The following is a 15,911-nucleotide window of genomic DNA, read 5'->3' as shown; positions in this document are numbered from 1 at the left end:
CCCAATGAGTTTGACGACGTGCACGGTTCACGTAAATTCCAAACAGGAAAAAAGTATTTTGGTATCCGGTGAACTGGCCAAGGCGCTGCACTTGTCAAAAAGCAAGACGCTGCAGCTCCAGGTCGGCTCCAAATCCATTACACTCCCGGCCCGGTATATCAAAAAAAGCGGACTCCACCTCTATCTGCCCCAGTCCGTCATTACTTCCGTGAAACTTCCGCGGATCGGTCCGTGCCTGGCAGTGAGCGGAAGCGGCAAAGATATCCGGCTCGGTCCCGTAATCGGAATTCTGACGAATGTGGCCAGCACCACGTCCGGTCCTTTCGGAACGAGAACTCCGTTTATCCGCTCGCTGATGCAGCCGGGGGAACGCAAATCGTTCCACATCGCCTTTTCGCCTAAGGATGTCAACTGGCAGCAGGGCACTGTAAACGGCTATATGCTTCAACCGCAGGGAGGCTGGGTCCGTAAAACCGTTCCTCTTCCGGATGTGGTTTACAACCGTCTTCCCAGCCGCAAAGCGGAGAAATTGCTCTCCATGGAGGACTTCAAGCAGCGCTTCGTCAAACGGAATATCCCTTTATTCAACTGGGCTTTCTTCGATAAGTGGGATGTGTACCGGCTTCTTGAAAACGATCCGGCCTTCAAATACGTGCCGGAATCGGTCCTGGATCCTTCGGCGGATCAGTTGAAGGACCTTCTCACCCGCCACAAATTTATCTATCTGAAGCCAACGGCCGGAAGCCTCGGCATCGGCATTTACCGCATTACGTATTCGACGGACCGCGGATATTTCGTACGCTACCGCCGCAACGGCAAAAATGTACTGCTGCGCTTCAACAAATTCGAAGGGCTCGTCAAAATGCTCGGCATCAATCGCGGAAAGCTGACCAGCTATGTGACCCAGCAGGGAATCCGGCTGATCGAGATCGACGGCTGCCCCATTGATTTCCGCTTCCATCTGACCAAGAACGGAAGCAATCAGTGGGTCGTCGCCGCCATCGGCGCTAAAAAAGCCGGCAAAGGAAGCGTCACGACCCACCTGCGCAACGGCGGCCAGCTGATGACGGCGGAGCAGGCGCTGAAACAGGTGTACGGCAGCAGAAGCGATGCTGTTTTGTCCCGGATGAAAGAGACGTCTATCGAGCTTGCGGAAGCGATCGAAAAAAATTACAATCACCGTCTGGGCGAGCTCGGATTCGACCTCGGCATCGACCAGAACGAAAACACGTGGATGTTCGAAGCCAATGCGAAGCCGGGACGTTCCATCTTCAAACACCCGGGGTTGAAAGCCCAGGATAAAGCTTCCCTTAACTATATCTATGAGCACTGCGTCTATTTAAGCCGCTTTCGTGCGAGGAGGGATGGTTAGTGGACGTAAGCGCCCATAAAAAGCAGCAGCCTCTGTGCATCGGAATTTTAACAACACCCGATCCAAAACGCCGATTCTCGGGAAATCGTGAAAATTTCATTGATTTGATTAAAGCCGGCTACGAACAGGGTGCTCTCGTTTATGTAGTCACTACATCCGATCTGAAATTGAGCGGCAAGCATGTTCAGGCCTACTGCTATCAGTTGACCGCGAAAAAATGGAACAAACAGCTGATGCCTCTTCCCGACGTCATTTACAACCGGATCCCGACACGCCGGCTCGAAATTCAGAGTGACGTTCAGCGGACGATCCAGGCCTGCATCCGCAGCAAGCAGGTTCACTTGTTCAATCCGTTCTTTTTCGACAAATGGACGCTCTTCGAATGGCTCGATCAGTCTCCCGAAATCCGCAAATACGTGCCGGTTACGAAGCAGTTGAGCAGCCAGGCCGTTCTGGAGTCGATGCTCAAACGGTTCCCTTTCATCTACCTCAAACCGGTTGAAGGGAAAGCCGGCAAGGGGATCATGCGCCTGGAACGGATCACGAAGAAAAGCGGAGCGCAGACTTACAAGCTGACCATGCAGGAAACTGTGAATTCGCATTACGAGTTATTCACGAACTTATCCGATGTCTGGAACCGGATTGCCGAGATCAAAAAGGACGAAAGCTACATCATTCAGCAGGGAATCCGCCTTTCAAGCTTTAACAAACGTCCTTTCGATCTGCGAGCGCTTCTTCAGAAAACGTCGAAAGGCACGTGGAGCGTAACCGGAATCGGAGCCAGAGTCGCCGGCAGGCAGAGCATTACGACACATGTGCCTCGGGGAGGCTCCATCGACGATCCGGAACGGCTGCTGGAGAAATCATTCGGGCCGCTCAAGGCCAAACGGATTCTCCAGCGGACGCGCAGCACCGCACTGCTTATGGCAAGCAGCGTAGAACAGACCTCCAAGCAGAAGCTCGGAGAGATGTCGATGGATCTGGGCGTCGATCTCGACGGACGCATCTGGTTTTTCGAAGCCAATTCCAAACCGATGAAATTCGACGAACCCCACATCCGCAAAAAATCGCTGTCGCGCATTATCGGGTACAGCGTGCATCTGGCAAACAAAAACAAGACCAAATGAACCCACAAAAAAACCATCCCTCACTTTACGGAAGGGATGGTTTTTGATGTTTGCGGCCGACTGCCGCGCCTGTTCTTCCTCTGCCTTCCCACGCCTGGAGAATCGCATAGCCGGCAAAAAGAGCCATAAACGGCATCAGCGGAGCCGAATACCGCGAATGCGCCAAATAAATCATATGAAGCAGAGACATGTAGGCGAACAGCACGGTCAGGAGGTAAGCCAGCCGCTTCTCTCTAGCCAGCCAGATCCCCCGGATGCCGAACCCTAGGATCGTATAGTGAATCCCTACGGGCAGAATGAGACTAACCCAATTTACAGCGTTCCAATAATACACGTCCCCCCAGAAGGTCGCAAACTTCCCGATCGTATACCACTGGAGGTAGTACAGCGGCTGCTCCGCAAAGCCCGTCCGAATCCGCTCCTTGGCCCACTGCGTGTCGAACGCGTCATTGACCCACAGATCGCTTGATGCGTGCCACGTCCGCTGTTCGGCTACAGGCGGAGGCCCGTAAGGAAACGTGCCGAGGAGCAGCGGATTGCCGCTGGATTTCGTCAGCGGAATAAACTGCCCTCCGGACACTTCGTAGTTGCGGACCCACCACGGCATGAGGCAGAGGACAAATACCAGAGCGGAGACCGCCAGGCAAGCCGCCAGTTTTTTCCACGGGATCGTCCGCCAGTAAATGAGCAGCAGCAGAAAAAAACCCGGCCAAAGCGCGATCGTCGGCCTTACGTAAACGGCAAACGCCCATACCAGCCCGAACCAGACGGCATTTCCCGCGGTCGGCTTGTCCATCGCTTTCAACGCGCCATGCACCAGAAGCATCAGAGCGAGCACAAACAAGGCTTCCGTCAAAATATAAAACGAAATGTTCCACATCGGCGGATAAACGGCCGTCAAAACGACGGCGATAAGCGCGGTTCTCTCGTTAAACAGCCGGATTCCGATTTTGAACAAAAGAATCATCGAGAAAGAAACCATGACGACCTGAACGACCCGGATCGTCTGCTCCAGCACGTACCCCGTTCCGAGTCCGCTCATAAACAGGGCGATAAAAGCCGGAAGAGCGGGCGTAATAAACACCGTCGGCTTCGACGGGTCATTGTAGGTAAACATTCCTTTTTCCAGCCAGATTCGCGCGGTTTCCAGATAAGATTGGTCGTCCGATCCCAAGTTGTAGGAGGAACCGTATGTAAACACCACCGCCAGCTTCAGCAGTGTCGTGAGCAGCACGACAATCCAGAGCCAGCCCCGGACCGGTATAGATCGAAGCCTATGCGGCATGATGCATTCCCCGCTTTCCGTAAAAAAATCAAAAGCGCGTTACGAATAACGCGCCGATAAACCGATCATTCCCACGCCGATCAGGATCACTACGCAACCGGCGATTTTAAGTACCGACATTTGTTCGTTGAAAATATAATACGCACCGATGACAGTAATCAGATAAGCGATGCTCTGCATCGGGTAGGCGATGCTGATGTCTACTTTATTCAGGATAAACAGCCATAAAACCGTTGCAAGCCCGTAAATGAAAAGTCCCCCCAGAATAAACGGGGAAAACATAAGATGAATGATGCTTTGCAGGCTTTCGAAAGAGTCCGCTTTGCGCGAAAGCCCGAATTTCCACAAAAATTGACCGCTTACCAGCATAAGCGTATTCAGTAAAATCAGTCCGATATGTAACGGATTCATGGCGCTTCCCGTCTCCCCGCTCCTGTGTAACTATCTTGGTTTCGGCTTTGTTCCTTAAGCAGCATCACTTCGTTCTCCAGGTACGCGTGCTCTTGAGCGAGCGTCTTGATCTGCTCCTGCTGCTTGGACAGCAGGATCGTCTGATGGACGAGCAGGCTCAGGGTGACCACGATCACGATCAGGAAGATCAGCGACGGCATGTACGACACGCCGATCCAGAGAGCGAAACGGTTGAGCAGCGGGATACAAATGCCCGTGACAAGTCCCGCCAGGGCGATCATAATCCAGGTGAACGCATGGCGGTCTCTTAATTTATGCTTGCTGGTGTAGTAAAGAATCTGAAACAAGAAAATGACCGTAACTCCGATCGTAATAACCTGAATCAAAATGATTGCCCTCCCTAGAAGCTTCTCCGGATGATCGAAAACATGGTCACCTTCAGCATGTAATACACGGAACGGATCGGATTAATGGACGAGACGCCGCCCTGCCGTTTTTTCATTTCCACGCTGATCTCTTTGATCCGGTATTTGCTGCGGGCCATGGAGACGAGAATTTCCACTTCCGGATAATCAACCGGATAATAAGTGGCGAATTCCCCAATGATCTTGCTGTTGACGATCCGGTATCCCGACGTCGGGTCGAAGATCCGGTTCCCTGTAAGAATGCGGATCAACATGTAGAAATAGTAGATGCCGATCCGTCTGGGCAGGCTGCTTTTGTAAGAACTCTTCTCGACAAAACGGGAACCGATCACCATATCGGCGCCGGACTCGCGGATCTCCCGCACCAGCTTGTCTATGTCCCGGGCGTCGTGCTGCCCGTCCGCATCAAGCTGGATCGCATATTTATAGCCGTGTCTCGCGGCATAGCGGTACCCGGTCTGCATGGCTCCGCCGATGCCGAGATTGACGGGCAGACGCACACCGTTGTAACCCCGCTCCCGGATAATCGCCGCCGTGCGGTCTTTGGAGCCGTCATCCACGATCAGATAATCGTACTCAACGTGTTTCCGCAAATGATCGACGGTCTGTTCGATGGCGTCTTCTTCATTATAGGCCGGAATAATAATGAGTACATCACTTTGTCTGGACATAACCTCTTGCTTCCTCCTTCATTGCTTTTCAATCACCTTGTCCAGCTGTTCATTTATTTTATGCAGTCGGTTAAATTGAAATCTCTACGGTTTAACATCCCGATCATTCTGTTCAAAATCAGCTCTATTCAGTATAAAGGATATCCCTCCTGCTGGAAAGGACAACACCTGAATCATTAACCCCGTTAATTCCGGACCGAAACCCTTCTCCGCCTTGCCCGTATAGAATCCCATAACCAATATCCAGTATTTGATAAGGGAGGGACGACATGGAATCCTGGTATTGGGGCCTTTTTATAGCCGGCATTCTTTTTGCCTTGGCTACCCTCATTTTCGGCGAAGTTCTCGGCCATCTCTCGGGTATGCTCGACTCCGCCTCCGGACACCACCTGCCATTCCTGCAGCCGGCGGTTCTCGTCGGGGGAATTACAACCTTCGGAGGGGCCGGCATTCTGCTCTCCAGGTACACGGAACTCACTTCCTGGCAGAGCGGAGGGCTTTCTCTGCTGATAGCCGCCGTTTTATCCGTCCTCGTGTACCTCGTCTACGTCAAACCGATGGAAAACAGCGAAAATTCGGTCGCCTTCTCGCTGCAGGAGCTGGTCGGCAAAATCGGTGAAGTCACCGTGCCCGTGCCCGCCTCGGGCTACGGTGAGGTCATGGTGCGGACCGGCGGCGGAGTGACCAATCAGATCGCGGAAAGCTTTGACGGACGGAGTATCCCGGGCCACCTCCGTGTGGTCGTCGTGGAGGTTAAGAACAGCGTGCTGCTCGTCTCCCCGCTGGATTCCGATCCTCTTAACTAACCAAGCAAAGGAGTTTTGCCCATGTTGAACACAGATGTACTGCTCATCCCCGGTATCGTAGTCGGCGTCATTCTCATTCTCGGTATTGCCTTCTGGGCCCGCTACAAAACGGTCAGTCCCGATGAGGCGATGATCGTCACAGGCTCTTTTCTCGGGAGCAAAAATGTCAGCATCGACGATTCCGGCCGCAAAATGAAAATCGTGCGCGGCGGCGGGGCGTTTATTCTGCCGATCTTCCAGCAGTCCCAGTTCCTTTCCCTGCTCTCCCACAAGCTGGACGTTATGACGCCGGAAGTGTACACCGAGCAGGGAGTGCCGGTTATGACAGACGCCGTCGCCATCATTAAAATCGGCGGTTCCGTCGAAGATGTGGCGACCGCGGCCGAGCAGTTTCTCGGCAAACCGACCGAAGCGCTGAAAAGCGAAGCCCAGGAGGTCCTCGAAGGCCACCTACGGGCTATCCTCGGCTCCATGACGGTCGAGGAAGTATACCGCAACCGGGACCGGTTTGCCCAGGAAGTTCAGGGCGTTGCGGCGCGGGACCTCAAAAAAATGGGCCTGCAGATCGTCTCCTTCACGATCAAAGACGTCCGCGACAAGCACGGCTACCTCGATGCCCTCGGGAAACCGAGAATCGCGGCCGTAAAGCGCGATGCGGATATCGCCGAAGCGGAAGCCGTGCGGGACGCCCGTATCCAGAAGGCGAAAGCCGAGGAAGAAGGGCAGAAAGCCGAGCTTCTGCGGGATACGAACATCGCCGAGGCCAGCAAGGAGAAGGAACTGAAGGTCGCGGCCTTCAAGAAAGACCAGGATATGGCCAAGGCCGAAGCCGATCAGGCTTACCACATCCAGGAAGCGCGCTCCAAGCAAAGCGTAGTCGAGGAGCAGATGCGCGTGGAACTCGTGCGGAAAGAGCGCGAAATCGACCTCGAAACCAAAGAGATTTTGCGCCGCGAGAAGCAGTACGACGCCGAGGTGAAGAAGAAAGCCGACGCGGACCGGTATTCGGTCGTGCAGGCCGCCGAAGCCGAGAAGTCGCGCAAAATGCTCGAAGCGGAAGCGCTCCAGTTCCGCATCGAAGCGGAGGCCAAAGCGATGGCCGAGCAGAAGCGGCTTGACGGTCTGGCCCTTGCCGATGCCGAGCGGGCCCGCGGTACGGCCGAAGCCGACGTCATCCGGCTGCGCGGTCTGGCCGAGGCCGAAGCGAAGCAGCGGCTCGCCGAGGCGTTCGAGAAGTTCGGCGAAGCGGCCGTGCTGGACATCATCGTCAAAATGCTTCCGGAGCTGGCCGGCAAGGTCGCCGAACCGATCAAAGGCATCGACAAGCTGACCGTTGTCGATACGGGCCACGGCGAAGGGGCCGCGCGCATCAGCAACTACGTCACCTCGCTGATGGCTACCGCGCCCGAGATGCTCAAGAACGTCTCCGGAATCGACGTCGAGGGGCTTATCAAAGGGCTGACGTCGAGGAGCGCCAAGCCGGCAGCGAAGCCCGCGCCCCTGACCGCGGAGCTGGAACCCGCATCCGCAGCCGGGGCCATCGCCGCCGCCAAGGAAGACGAACCGGACGAGGCCTGATCGTCCCCCGGCCGGAATCAATCAACATGGAGGGCGGAGAACTTCCACCCTCCCAAGGTAATGAAAAAGCACTCCATGCGAGTGCTTTTTTATTTTCTTTTTCCGGCAGAAGATACGAACCGTAATCCCGGCATGATCCTCCGCAGTTCGCCGCCTGGCTTTTCGCTTGACAGCAACACCGCCTCAGACAGCCTTACTTCCGTCCGTTTCCGAACGGACATCCTTCCGGACTCCGCCTCCCGTCTTGTTGCGGCCACGGACAAGCCCTACCGCATAGGAAACCGCCTGAACCAGCAGCGCGGAAATAATCAGCATAAGAAACGGCATCATGCCGATCGTGTAACGCGCTTCCGGGATAAACATAAGCTGCGTCCCCAGCAGGATAAGAAAAACGGTGATCAGGTACCGGTAGCTTTTATGGATAAAGAAGGCGATCAGGGAGCCTCCCATTCCCGCATAGACCAGAAACTTGTGAAACCTTGGAATCCAGGGCGCATACCAGGCAGGCACCGAGGAGCCGTAATCTCCTATGTACAGCTTGTTCAGAAACATCTCTTTCATTTTGCCCACCGTAAACCAGCGAATCCAGAGGGCCGGATCGGTCTGCAGCCCTTCTTTGATGCGTTTTATCGCCTCTCCCTGTTGGTTGTTGAAGTCGATTTTGCTCCAGTCCAGCGTTCCCCGGTAATAAGGATCGGTTCCGCCTAGCAGGGGATTTCCCGCTCCTCCTTTGGAAATGAAAATAATTTCGTGAAAGGTGATCGCATTGCGTATCCACCAAGGAAGCATCCCCAGCGCAAAAGCGAGGACCCCGAAGCTGATTTCTTTAAAATAGGGCTTCTTGTGCTGAAACCACAGGAAAACATAAGGAACCGGCGCCACCACCAGCGTATTCGGGCGGATCAGAACGGCCAAGGCAAGGAGCAGTCCGGCAAGGAGATGATCCCTGGTACGGTTTTCCTGTACGATTTTGATCTGATAATAAATGAGCGCCATAAACGACGTCAGGAATATGACCTCCGTCAGGATCAACGAATTCACGACAATGAAGGTTCCGTATACGGAAGCGAAAAACGCCGCAATCAGGCCGGTCGTCCGGTTGAAAAGCCTCAGCCCGATCTTGTAGATATACCAGATGGCCCCGAGCGAGATAAAAACCTGTAAAACCCGTACCACCATAAACGTGCGTTCTATATCCGTGTATCCGAATACGGCCAGAATCGCCGCCAGAAATACGGGAAAGCCGGGAGTCACTAACGTGTTGGATTTGGCCTCGTTGTAGCCGTAAATCCCTTTTTCAAGCATTTGTACCGCCATCGTCGTATAGTTCTTTTGATCGTATTCCACAGGCTCGTATTGTTCTCCCAGTACGTAGAATAGCCTCAGGCCGAGCGCAAAAGCCAGAACGAACACAATCAGCATTTTTTTCCATAACCGGGATGCACCCACGCTCTTCTTCCTCCTCCAGCTTTACCGTATTCTTCCTGTCCCTTTAACGCAGGCCGGATTAAAAAGGTTTCATTTCTTAAGGATTGATAAGAAATTCCGTTCAAGCAGCCGCTCTTCCTGTCGTACCAGCATACCCGAGAAACGTCAACGGCCATGCTGCGTCCGGTCAATTTTACGTAAAAAATAAATAGGGAAACGCGTGATGGCCTACCCTATATATACCGAATAACTTCTGCCTAGAAACAAAAATCCCCGGCAGTGGACAAACTTGTCCCGCCGAGGATTTTCTTTATTCAGTTGTTTAAAGACGGCTTGTCTGATCAGTTTTCCTCTCGGGGAAGAAGGCCGAGCAGCTCCGGAAATGCCGTAATCCGGACATCGGCTTCGTCGAGCTCATGCTCGGTACGGAAACCCGCATAATCGCAACCGATCACCTTAAGCCCGTTGCGGTGACCCGCTTCCACATCGGAAGAGCGGTCCCCTACCATCCAGGCGCTTTGTAAGCCGTGCTGCTCCAGGAGCAATTTGACAAGATCCACTTTGGACTTCGTTGCGTATTCGCCCGCACTGTACAACCCCGTAAATAGAGGCGCCAGCCCCTTCATCCGGATCACTTCCCGGACATAATCCTCCAGACCGTTGCTCGCGACGAAAAGCCGGATCCCGCGGGCATGAAGCGCCTGCAGCGTTTCCTCGACGCCATCGTAGAGCGTACCTTCTCCCTGGAGCAGCCGGTCCATCTGTTCGGCGAGCAGGAGCTCGTCCGCGCGGCTGCGGACCGCGGCCGGGACATCGGGCAGAACCCGCTCCCAGATTTCTTCGAGAAGCATGCCGAGCCCGCCGAGAATACGTTCGTCAGACGGCGTCGGCCCTTCATAAACTCCTTCGCGGCGAAGCGCGTCGAAAGCCGCATGATAAGCCGGCAGAAGAAGTGTTTCCGTTTTGAAGAGCGTTCCATCCAAATCAAAAAGCATCGCTTGCGGTGTAGGGGACTGATTCATAGCTGGACTCCACATCCTAAAGGTTTTCTTTTAAGAATGGCAAACCGTGCCGGGCTTGTCAACTTGGTCCGCGGAAAATTTTTCCGGTGTTCGTCCGCTTTTCACTAGGACTTCCTATTGATGTTAAGGGTAAAATATTTTAGAATGAATGTGAAAATGTTTTTCTTAATAAACTACGATTTCACTAAAATTTTTTTCAAAAAAGGTGCGGAATCCTATGTCCAGCATTCTTCGGGCCATTGAAGAACGGAAGCACGGGCTGAACCGCCAAGAACAGGTTCTCGCCATTTATATTCTCGAGCATTCCAGTCAAGTGGTGCGCATGGGAATAACGGAATTGGCGGAACAGTCGAAGACGAGTCCCGCTACGATTTCCCGCTTTTGCAAGACGTTTCATTTCCAGGGATACACCGATTTCAAGTTCCAGCTCGGCGCGGAGCTCGCCACTCAGCCTGCCGGCCAGTCTTACCAAGATATCGTCGCCGGGAATCCGCTGGAGAAAATCGTGTCGGCTATGGAAGCTAACCATATGCGCTCTATTGCGGATACGACCCGTCTTCTGGATCTGAAGCAGGTCCAGTCGGCGGTCGACGCGCTTCAGAGCGCGAGGCAGATCGATCTTTACGGCGTCGCCACTTCGGGCGTCGTAGCGCTCGACTTCCACCAGAAGCTGGTGCGGATCGGGAGGTACGCGACCGCATGGTCGGATCCTCACATGCAGATCACGTCCGCTTCCAACCTGCAGCCGGGTGACGTCGCCTTCGCGGTTTCCTACTCCGGCGATACGCCTGAAACGATTCAGGCGCTGCTTTGCGCCAAAGAGCGGGGGGCCACGACGATCAGCCTGACCAAATACGGCTCCAATCCCCTGGCGGATCTTTCGGACATCAAGCTGTTCGCCTCTACGCTGGAGGAAGGCATGCGCCGCGGAGATATGGCGTCCCGGATCGCACAGCTTCATGTGATAGACATTTTGTTTACGAGCCTGGTCAGCGACCGGTTCGACGAACATGTCACCCGTTTGGAACGGACCTACCACATGGTCCGCAAATACCGAAGCAAAGGGAGAGAGTAAACCATGATTATTCACAAGTTTGAAAATCAGCAGGAATTAAACGAGGCGGGCGCGGGGATTATTACCGCTCTTGTCCAGACGAAGCCCGATGCGGTTCTCGGTCTCGCTACGGGAAGCACGCCGATCGGCATTTACGAAGAAATCGTAAAAGCTTACAACAAGGGACGCGTGAGCTTTAAAAACGTACGCACGTACAATCTGGACGAGTATGTGGGACTTCCCGACGGTCATGCCGAAAGCTACCGTACGTACATGAACGAGCATTTGTTCCGCCATATCGATGTGCAGCCGGAGCGCACCCGCATTCCGAACGGCAACGCCTCCGACCTTCAGGAAGAATGCGCGCGTTATAATGGCGAACTGGACGAGATCAAACAAGTGGACCTGCAGATTCTCGGTCTCGGCCACAACGGCCACATCGGCTTCAATGAGCCGGCGGACGAGCTTCATGGCGGCACTCACCTGGTCGAACTCGATCACAAAACACGCGAAGCCAACGCACGCTTCTTCCCTTCCATTAATGACGTTCCGACGCACGCTCTCACGATGGGGGTAGGAACGATTCTTAAAGCCAGAACGATTCTTCTCGTTGTCCGCGGCGCCGACAAAGCGGATATCGTACACCGTGCCCTGACCGGCCCGATTACGACCCAGTGTCCGGCAAGCCTGCTGCAGACACACCCGCATCTGATCGTTCTGCTCGATTCCGAAGCAGGGAGGAATTTTGTATGAGCCGGTCCACTTCCGCGCAGGAGCGCATATTAATCGTTAACGCCCGGATCGTGACGGAAAATACAGTCGTCGACAACGGCGCGCTGCTCGCCGTAGACGGCCGCATCGAACGCATCTACAAGGCGCATGAACTTGCGGAGCTTGATTTAACGGGCGCCGTAGACGCGCAAGGAAGCTGGCTGCTGCCGGGCTTTATCGACGTGCATGTTCACGGCGGCTTCGGAGCCGACTTCATGGACGCTTCCGCCGAGTCCCTGGAAACGATCACCCGTTTCCACAGCACCAAAGGCACGACAGCGATGCTCGCCACATCCGTCACGGCCTCCCGCGAAGCGCTGGATGCGGTTATTACCGCCACAGACGCTTATATCCGCGGCGGAATGCCGTATGCCCAGTTGATCGGGGTACATCTGGAAGGCCCGTTCATTTCTCCGAAATGGAGCGGCGCCCAGAACCCGGAATTCATCTCCCTGCCGACATCCGAGTGGCTTGAAGATTGGCATGCCCGCTTCCCCGGCCTGGTCAAAATGATGACGCTCGCGCCCGAACGGGAAGGAGCCATGGACGTCATCCAGTGGCTCAGCGATCACGGAATCGTTGCGGCCGCAGGCCATACGGATGCCGACTACGAGACGATCGAACGCGCGGTTGAACACGGCTTGAGCCATGCCGTTCATACGTTCAACGCCATGACTCCCCTGCACCACCGGAATCCCGGCACGGCGGGCGCCGTGCTGACCGATCCGCGGATTCATGCGGAAATTATCGCCGACGGCGTGCATGTGCATCCGGCCGGCGTCCAGCTGCTGACGCAGACGAAGAAGCAGCATAACCTCATCATGATCACCGATGCGATTTCCGCGGCCGGCCTGGAAGACGGCGATTACAAGCTGGGCGGACTCGACGTGATCATGAAGGACGGCATCTGCCGCCTGAAAGAAGGCGGAAGCCTGGCCGGAAGCACGCTGACCATGATCGACGCCTTCAAATTCATGGTCAACAAAATCGGCGTCAGCGTGCAGCAGGCCAGCGAATACGCCAGCGGCAACCCTGCCCGCCAGATGGGCGTAGCGGACCGCATGGGCTCCATCGCACGCGGCAAACAAGCGGACTTCCTGCTCGTCAGCCCGTCGCTGGATCTCGAACGCGCCTGGGTGCTCGGACGCGAACTTTCCCTCGTGACGGAAGCTTAAGCCTTCCGTCCATAAGCGCAAAAAACCTCGCGCAGAATGTTACGTTCATTCTGCACGAGGTTTTTTTGCGGTCTTTGCCGTCAGCTCATGGTCCGCGACTTGAACATCCGGTGGAGGCCGATCGTAGCGGCGCCGATGGAGGCGCCGTACTCCTTCCACCGGGGCGAGTGGACAGGCGTCGGCACGATCGCCTGCTCGCGGCTTTGGATACGCTCCGCAAGCCGCTTGAAGAACGGCTCGCTCTCGCCTATCCAGCCGCCCAGAATGAGCTGCTCGGGGCTGAGCAGCTGCAAGACGTGCCCGCAGTAGGAGGCGATCGTCTCGATGATCTCCTCCAGCTCTCCCGCGAAGGGCTCCGCTCCCTGCATGCCCAAGTCCACGAAACGGCGGACGACGAGCGGCTCTTCGTCTCTCACATCGCCGAAGGTGTCCGGGTACGTCTCCAGCAGACGCTTGGACAGATTCGCCGTGCTGAACCGGCTGAACTCGCGGATACGTCCCGCACGATCATGGCGGCCGCGGTAGATTTGGTTGTTCAGCACAAGACCCGCGCCGATTCCATAGTCGATGAGGATGTAGACGATCGTCTGGAGACCTTTGGCCGTTCCGTTAAAACGTTCGGCGAAACCCGCGGCATCCAGATCGTTCACCAGATGCATCGGAATGTTGAACTCCTCGTAAAGCTTCGTTCTCAGCGGGAAGTTCTCCAGGCCCAGTACGGTCGAATTTACGACGTTCTCGCGCTTCTCGTCAATCCGCCCCGGAATCGACACGCCCATCCACCGGATGGTGGCAAGCGGCGTCTCCTGCTCCTCCAGAAAGGCGCGGATGAGCTGGGGAAGCTCGCTGCACATCGCTTCCGGCCCAAAGAGAGGCTGCGCCGGCTGCAGAGGCTGCGAGGCGAGCAAATTGCCCCGCAGGTCCAGCAGAACGCAGCGGGCCGGGGCGTTGGACAGGTCTACGCCAAGCACGCAGCCGCCGGCCGCGTTGATGTCGAGAAGCGTCATGCGCCTGCCGACACCCGAGCCGGCCGTGCCTGTTTCGCGCACCAGTCCTTCGCGGATCGCTTCTTCCATCAGGACGGAAACCGTCGTCGGGCTTAGTCTTGTTTTCCGGGCCAAATCCACTCTCGAAATCGGACCCTGCTCATAAATATTATTCAGCAGCAGAGACTTGTTGATCTCCCGCAACATTTGTTGATTTCCAATCTGATTCATAATCCTCTACTCCCTGCAAGCCTTATTTCATCCACTATCATTGTGCCACGGGCATCCGATTTCCCGCAATTCCGGAACCCTGCCGTTTATCGTAAACAATGCCGGTCAGGCCCACTCCTGTCAAAATGCTTCCGGATCTGTCAAACGCCTGCGGCCGCATCCGTTCCCCGATCGGCCGACGACTGCCGCATTCCGCGCCAGATCAGCAGAAACCCGATCATTCCGATCAAGGATACCCCCGCTCCGATACCGTACATTTTACCGGCTCCGAGCGTATCGTACATCCAGCCTCCCGCGAATCCCGCGAAAATTCCGGACACTCCGCCCCAGGTAAGCGCAAACGCCGCTTGGCCGGACGCCCGCATTCGGGCCGGAATCAAATGACCTGTCAGGTTCGTTCCGATATAATAGTAGCCTCCATACGTAATGCAGTGCAAAAGCTGAATAAAAATCAGCTGCATGGGGCTGTCCACCAGCATCATGAGCAGCCAGCGGATACTGAAAAGAAGACTGACCAAGGCGAGGCAAACAAACATCGTTCTGGAGTCCCGTTTCAAATAACGGTCCAGCAGGAGAAATACCGGCGCCTCGAAAACGGAAGAAAGAAAAGCGGCCCAGCCGATCCAGGTCGCCGACCCGCCCATATCCGTCAGGTAGATGGACACGAAGGTCGAATTAATGGAATTCGGGACCGAAATCAGAACTCCCAGCAAAAGCAGCATCACAAACGGACGGTTGCCCAGAAGCTGCTTGAATCCCCCTCCCGGCAGCGCATCGCCCGCAGCGGCGGGTTTCGGTTGAGGAATGCTGAAAACGAACAAAAGCGAGATCATCAGAATACCGCTGTACAGCCACCAAAGCTGTTCTATGCCAACCGCAGTCAGCACGGGTCCCGCCGCAACGGCGGCAATGGCCCAGCCGAGCGAGCCCCAGAGGCGGAACGTGCCGAACTTGTAAGGAGTATTTTCAATTGTGCTTAGAATGAGACTATTGCTCTGGGAAAAGGTCGGGCTTTGAAAGAAAAAGTACAGAAGCAGGACCAGGTAAAGCCAGGAGAACGAATGCAGGTGAAAAACAGGTTGAACCACGATGAGGTTGCAAATGACCAAAATAATGAGCGTACGCCGCACATTTTGCATCCGGTCGCTCCAATAGCCCCAGAACGGGTTGGCCAGAATGGAGACGAAAGGGCCCCCCGCCATCAGCATGCCGATCTGAAACCGGGTCAAGCCGTGTTCCAGAAACAGAAGCGGCACATAGGTGAACAGAAGCGAAAAAGCGCCGTACAAAAAAAGAATATACAGCTTAAACATCGTAAATGAGCGCCGTTCGGCGGCTCCGGTTGTCATGATGAGCAAACTCCTTTGCGATTCGGTTGCAGGTAAACAGGTATGCTTCCGCCAAGCGGAAGGAACGGCGGCAGGCAGGAAACGCGGTTCCTTTTCTGCCGCCGTATACCGCGCCTCCCTGCTTCGGCTTAGGCTGTACGGGATAGCGGCATCCGCCGGGTTTCCCGCTGCCGCGCTGCTTTGTATGCTCAGCCGGAAGAGCTGCTATCCGGGTTGACCG

At 55.2% G+C, this 15,911-nt stretch carries 16 protein-coding genes; 8 read left to right on the top strand and 8 right to left on the bottom strand.

Features of this window, described 5'->3' with window-relative positions:
* Window positions 1-4 precede the first annotated feature (4 nt).
* Both HMPREF1207_RS19555 and HMPREF1207_RS19550 read left to right on the top strand, forming a co-directional pair.
* Complete coding sequence (locus HMPREF1207_RS19555; protein ID WP_009674572.1) at window positions 5-1,372, top strand: YheC/YheD family endospore coat-associated protein; 1,368 nt, start codon at window positions 5-7, stop codon at window positions 1,370-1,372.
* Window positions 1,372-2,499, top strand: a complete 1,128-nt coding sequence (locus HMPREF1207_RS19550) for a YheC/YheD family endospore coat-associated protein (protein WP_009674563.1) — start codon at window positions 1,372-1,374, stop codon at window positions 2,497-2,499. The genes HMPREF1207_RS19555 and HMPREF1207_RS19550 overlap by 1 nt, the downstream gene beginning before the upstream one ends.
* Window positions 2,500-2,524: 25 nt before the next feature.
* On the opposite strand, the gene HMPREF1207_RS19545 is transcribed toward HMPREF1207_RS19550, so the two are convergent.
* From HMPREF1207_RS19545 to HMPREF1207_RS19530, 4 genes are read right to left on the bottom strand one after another with little or no spacing between them, the layout of a single operon-like run.
* The gene (locus tag HMPREF1207_RS19545) at window positions 2,525-3,784 is read right to left on the bottom strand and encodes an ArnT family glycosyltransferase (protein ID WP_009674618.1); all 1,260 of its coding nucleotides are present in this window, start codon (window positions 3,782-3,784) and stop codon (window positions 2,525-2,527) included.
* A 39-nt stretch (window positions 3,785-3,823) separates the two neighbouring features.
* Window positions 3,824-4,195: an EamA family transporter gene (locus HMPREF1207_RS19540; RefSeq protein WP_009674588.1), complete on the bottom strand. Its 372-nt coding sequence runs from the start codon at window positions 4,193-4,195 to the stop codon at window positions 3,824-3,826.
* Window positions 4,192-4,581, bottom strand: coding sequence for a DUF2304 domain-containing protein (locus HMPREF1207_RS19535; RefSeq protein WP_009674611.1), 390 nt, complete (start codon window positions 4,579-4,581; stop codon window positions 4,192-4,194). The genes HMPREF1207_RS19540 and HMPREF1207_RS19535 overlap by 4 nt, the downstream gene beginning before the upstream one ends.
* A 14-nt stretch (window positions 4,582-4,595) precedes the next feature.
* Window positions 4,596-5,291 (bottom strand): glycosyltransferase family 2 protein, encoded by a 696-nt coding sequence (locus tag HMPREF1207_RS19530; RefSeq protein ID WP_009674597.1) that lies wholly within the window; start codon window positions 5,289-5,291, stop codon window positions 4,596-4,598.
* Window positions 5,292-5,560: 269 nt separating this feature from the next.
* Between HMPREF1207_RS19530 and HMPREF1207_RS19525 the strand changes: the two genes are divergently transcribed.
* Both HMPREF1207_RS19525 and HMPREF1207_RS19520 read left to right on the top strand, forming a co-directional pair.
* Window positions 5,561-6,097: a hypothetical protein gene (locus HMPREF1207_RS19525; RefSeq protein WP_009674609.1), complete on the top strand. Its 537-nt coding sequence runs from the start codon at window positions 5,561-5,563 to the stop codon at window positions 6,095-6,097.
* 21 nt (window positions 6,098-6,118) lie between these two features.
* Complete coding sequence (locus HMPREF1207_RS19520; RefSeq protein WP_009674571.1) at window positions 6,119-7,675, top strand: flotillin family protein; 1,557 nt, start codon at window positions 6,119-6,121, stop codon at window positions 7,673-7,675.
* A 183-nt stretch (window positions 7,676-7,858) separates the two neighbouring features.
* On the opposite strand, the gene HMPREF1207_RS19515 is transcribed toward HMPREF1207_RS19520, so the two are convergent.
* Together HMPREF1207_RS19515 and HMPREF1207_RS19510 are read right to left on the bottom strand one after the other, a co-directional pair.
* Window positions 7,859-9,124, bottom strand: a complete 1,266-nt coding sequence (locus tag HMPREF1207_RS19515; RefSeq protein WP_009674613.1) for an ArnT family glycosyltransferase — start codon at window positions 9,122-9,124, stop codon at window positions 7,859-7,861.
* Window positions 9,125-9,444: 320 nt separating this feature from the next.
* Window positions 9,445-10,125, bottom strand: a complete 681-nt coding sequence (locus HMPREF1207_RS19510; RefSeq protein ID WP_009674599.1) for an HAD family hydrolase — start codon at window positions 10,123-10,125, stop codon at window positions 9,445-9,447.
* A 217-nt stretch (window positions 10,126-10,342) separates the two neighbouring features.
* Between HMPREF1207_RS19510 and HMPREF1207_RS19505 the strand changes: the two genes are divergently transcribed.
* The 3 genes from HMPREF1207_RS19505 to nagA are packed head-to-tail and all read left to right on the top strand — an operon-like array spanning window position 10,343 to window position 13,125.
* Window positions 10,343-11,200 carry a MurR/RpiR family transcriptional regulator gene (locus HMPREF1207_RS19505; RefSeq protein WP_009674573.1) on the top strand — a complete coding sequence of 286 codons (858 nt, stop codon included), beginning with the start codon at window positions 10,343-10,345 and terminating at the stop codon, window positions 11,198-11,200.
* Window positions 11,201-11,203: 3 nt separating this feature from the next.
* On the top strand, window positions 11,204-11,932 hold the full coding sequence (gene nagB, locus HMPREF1207_RS19500) for a glucosamine-6-phosphate deaminase (RefSeq protein ID WP_009674569.1): 729 nt from the start codon (window positions 11,204-11,206) through the stop codon (window positions 11,930-11,932).
* Entirely contained in the window at window positions 11,929-13,125 is a 1,197-nt protein-coding gene (nagA, locus tag HMPREF1207_RS19495; RefSeq protein WP_009674579.1) for an N-acetylglucosamine-6-phosphate deacetylase, read from the top strand. The genes nagB and nagA overlap by 4 nt, the downstream gene beginning before the upstream one ends.
* A gap of 80 nt (window positions 13,126-13,205) precedes the next feature.
* Here the strand turns inward: nagA and HMPREF1207_RS19490 are convergent, their stop codons facing one another.
* Window positions 13,206-14,342 (bottom strand): ROK family transcriptional regulator, encoded by a 1,137-nt coding sequence (locus HMPREF1207_RS19490; RefSeq protein ID WP_009674566.1) that lies wholly within the window; start codon window positions 14,340-14,342, stop codon window positions 13,206-13,208.
* A gap of 140 nt (window positions 14,343-14,482) precedes the next feature.
* On the bottom strand, window positions 14,483-15,691 hold the full coding sequence (locus HMPREF1207_RS19485) for an MFS transporter (RefSeq protein WP_009674606.1): 1,209 nt from the start codon (window positions 15,689-15,691) through the stop codon (window positions 14,483-14,485).
* Here HMPREF1207_RS19485 and HMPREF1207_RS19480 point away from each other — a divergent pair.
* Window positions 15,690-15,908 carry a hypothetical protein gene (locus HMPREF1207_RS19480; RefSeq protein ID WP_009674570.1) on the top strand — a complete coding sequence of 73 codons (219 nt, stop codon included), beginning with the start codon at window positions 15,690-15,692 and terminating at the stop codon, window positions 15,906-15,908. The two genes, HMPREF1207_RS19485 and HMPREF1207_RS19480, sit on opposite strands and share 2 nt — an antisense overlap.
* The last annotated feature ends 3 nt before the right edge of the window (window positions 15,909-15,911 follow it).

The sequence above is a fragment of the Paenibacillus sp. HGH0039 genome, from assembly GCF_000411255.1.
Classification (GTDB): Bacteria; Bacillota; Bacilli; order Paenibacillales; family NBRC-103111; genus Paenibacillus_F.
This window is presented reverse-complemented; position numbering and strand designations above follow the sequence as displayed.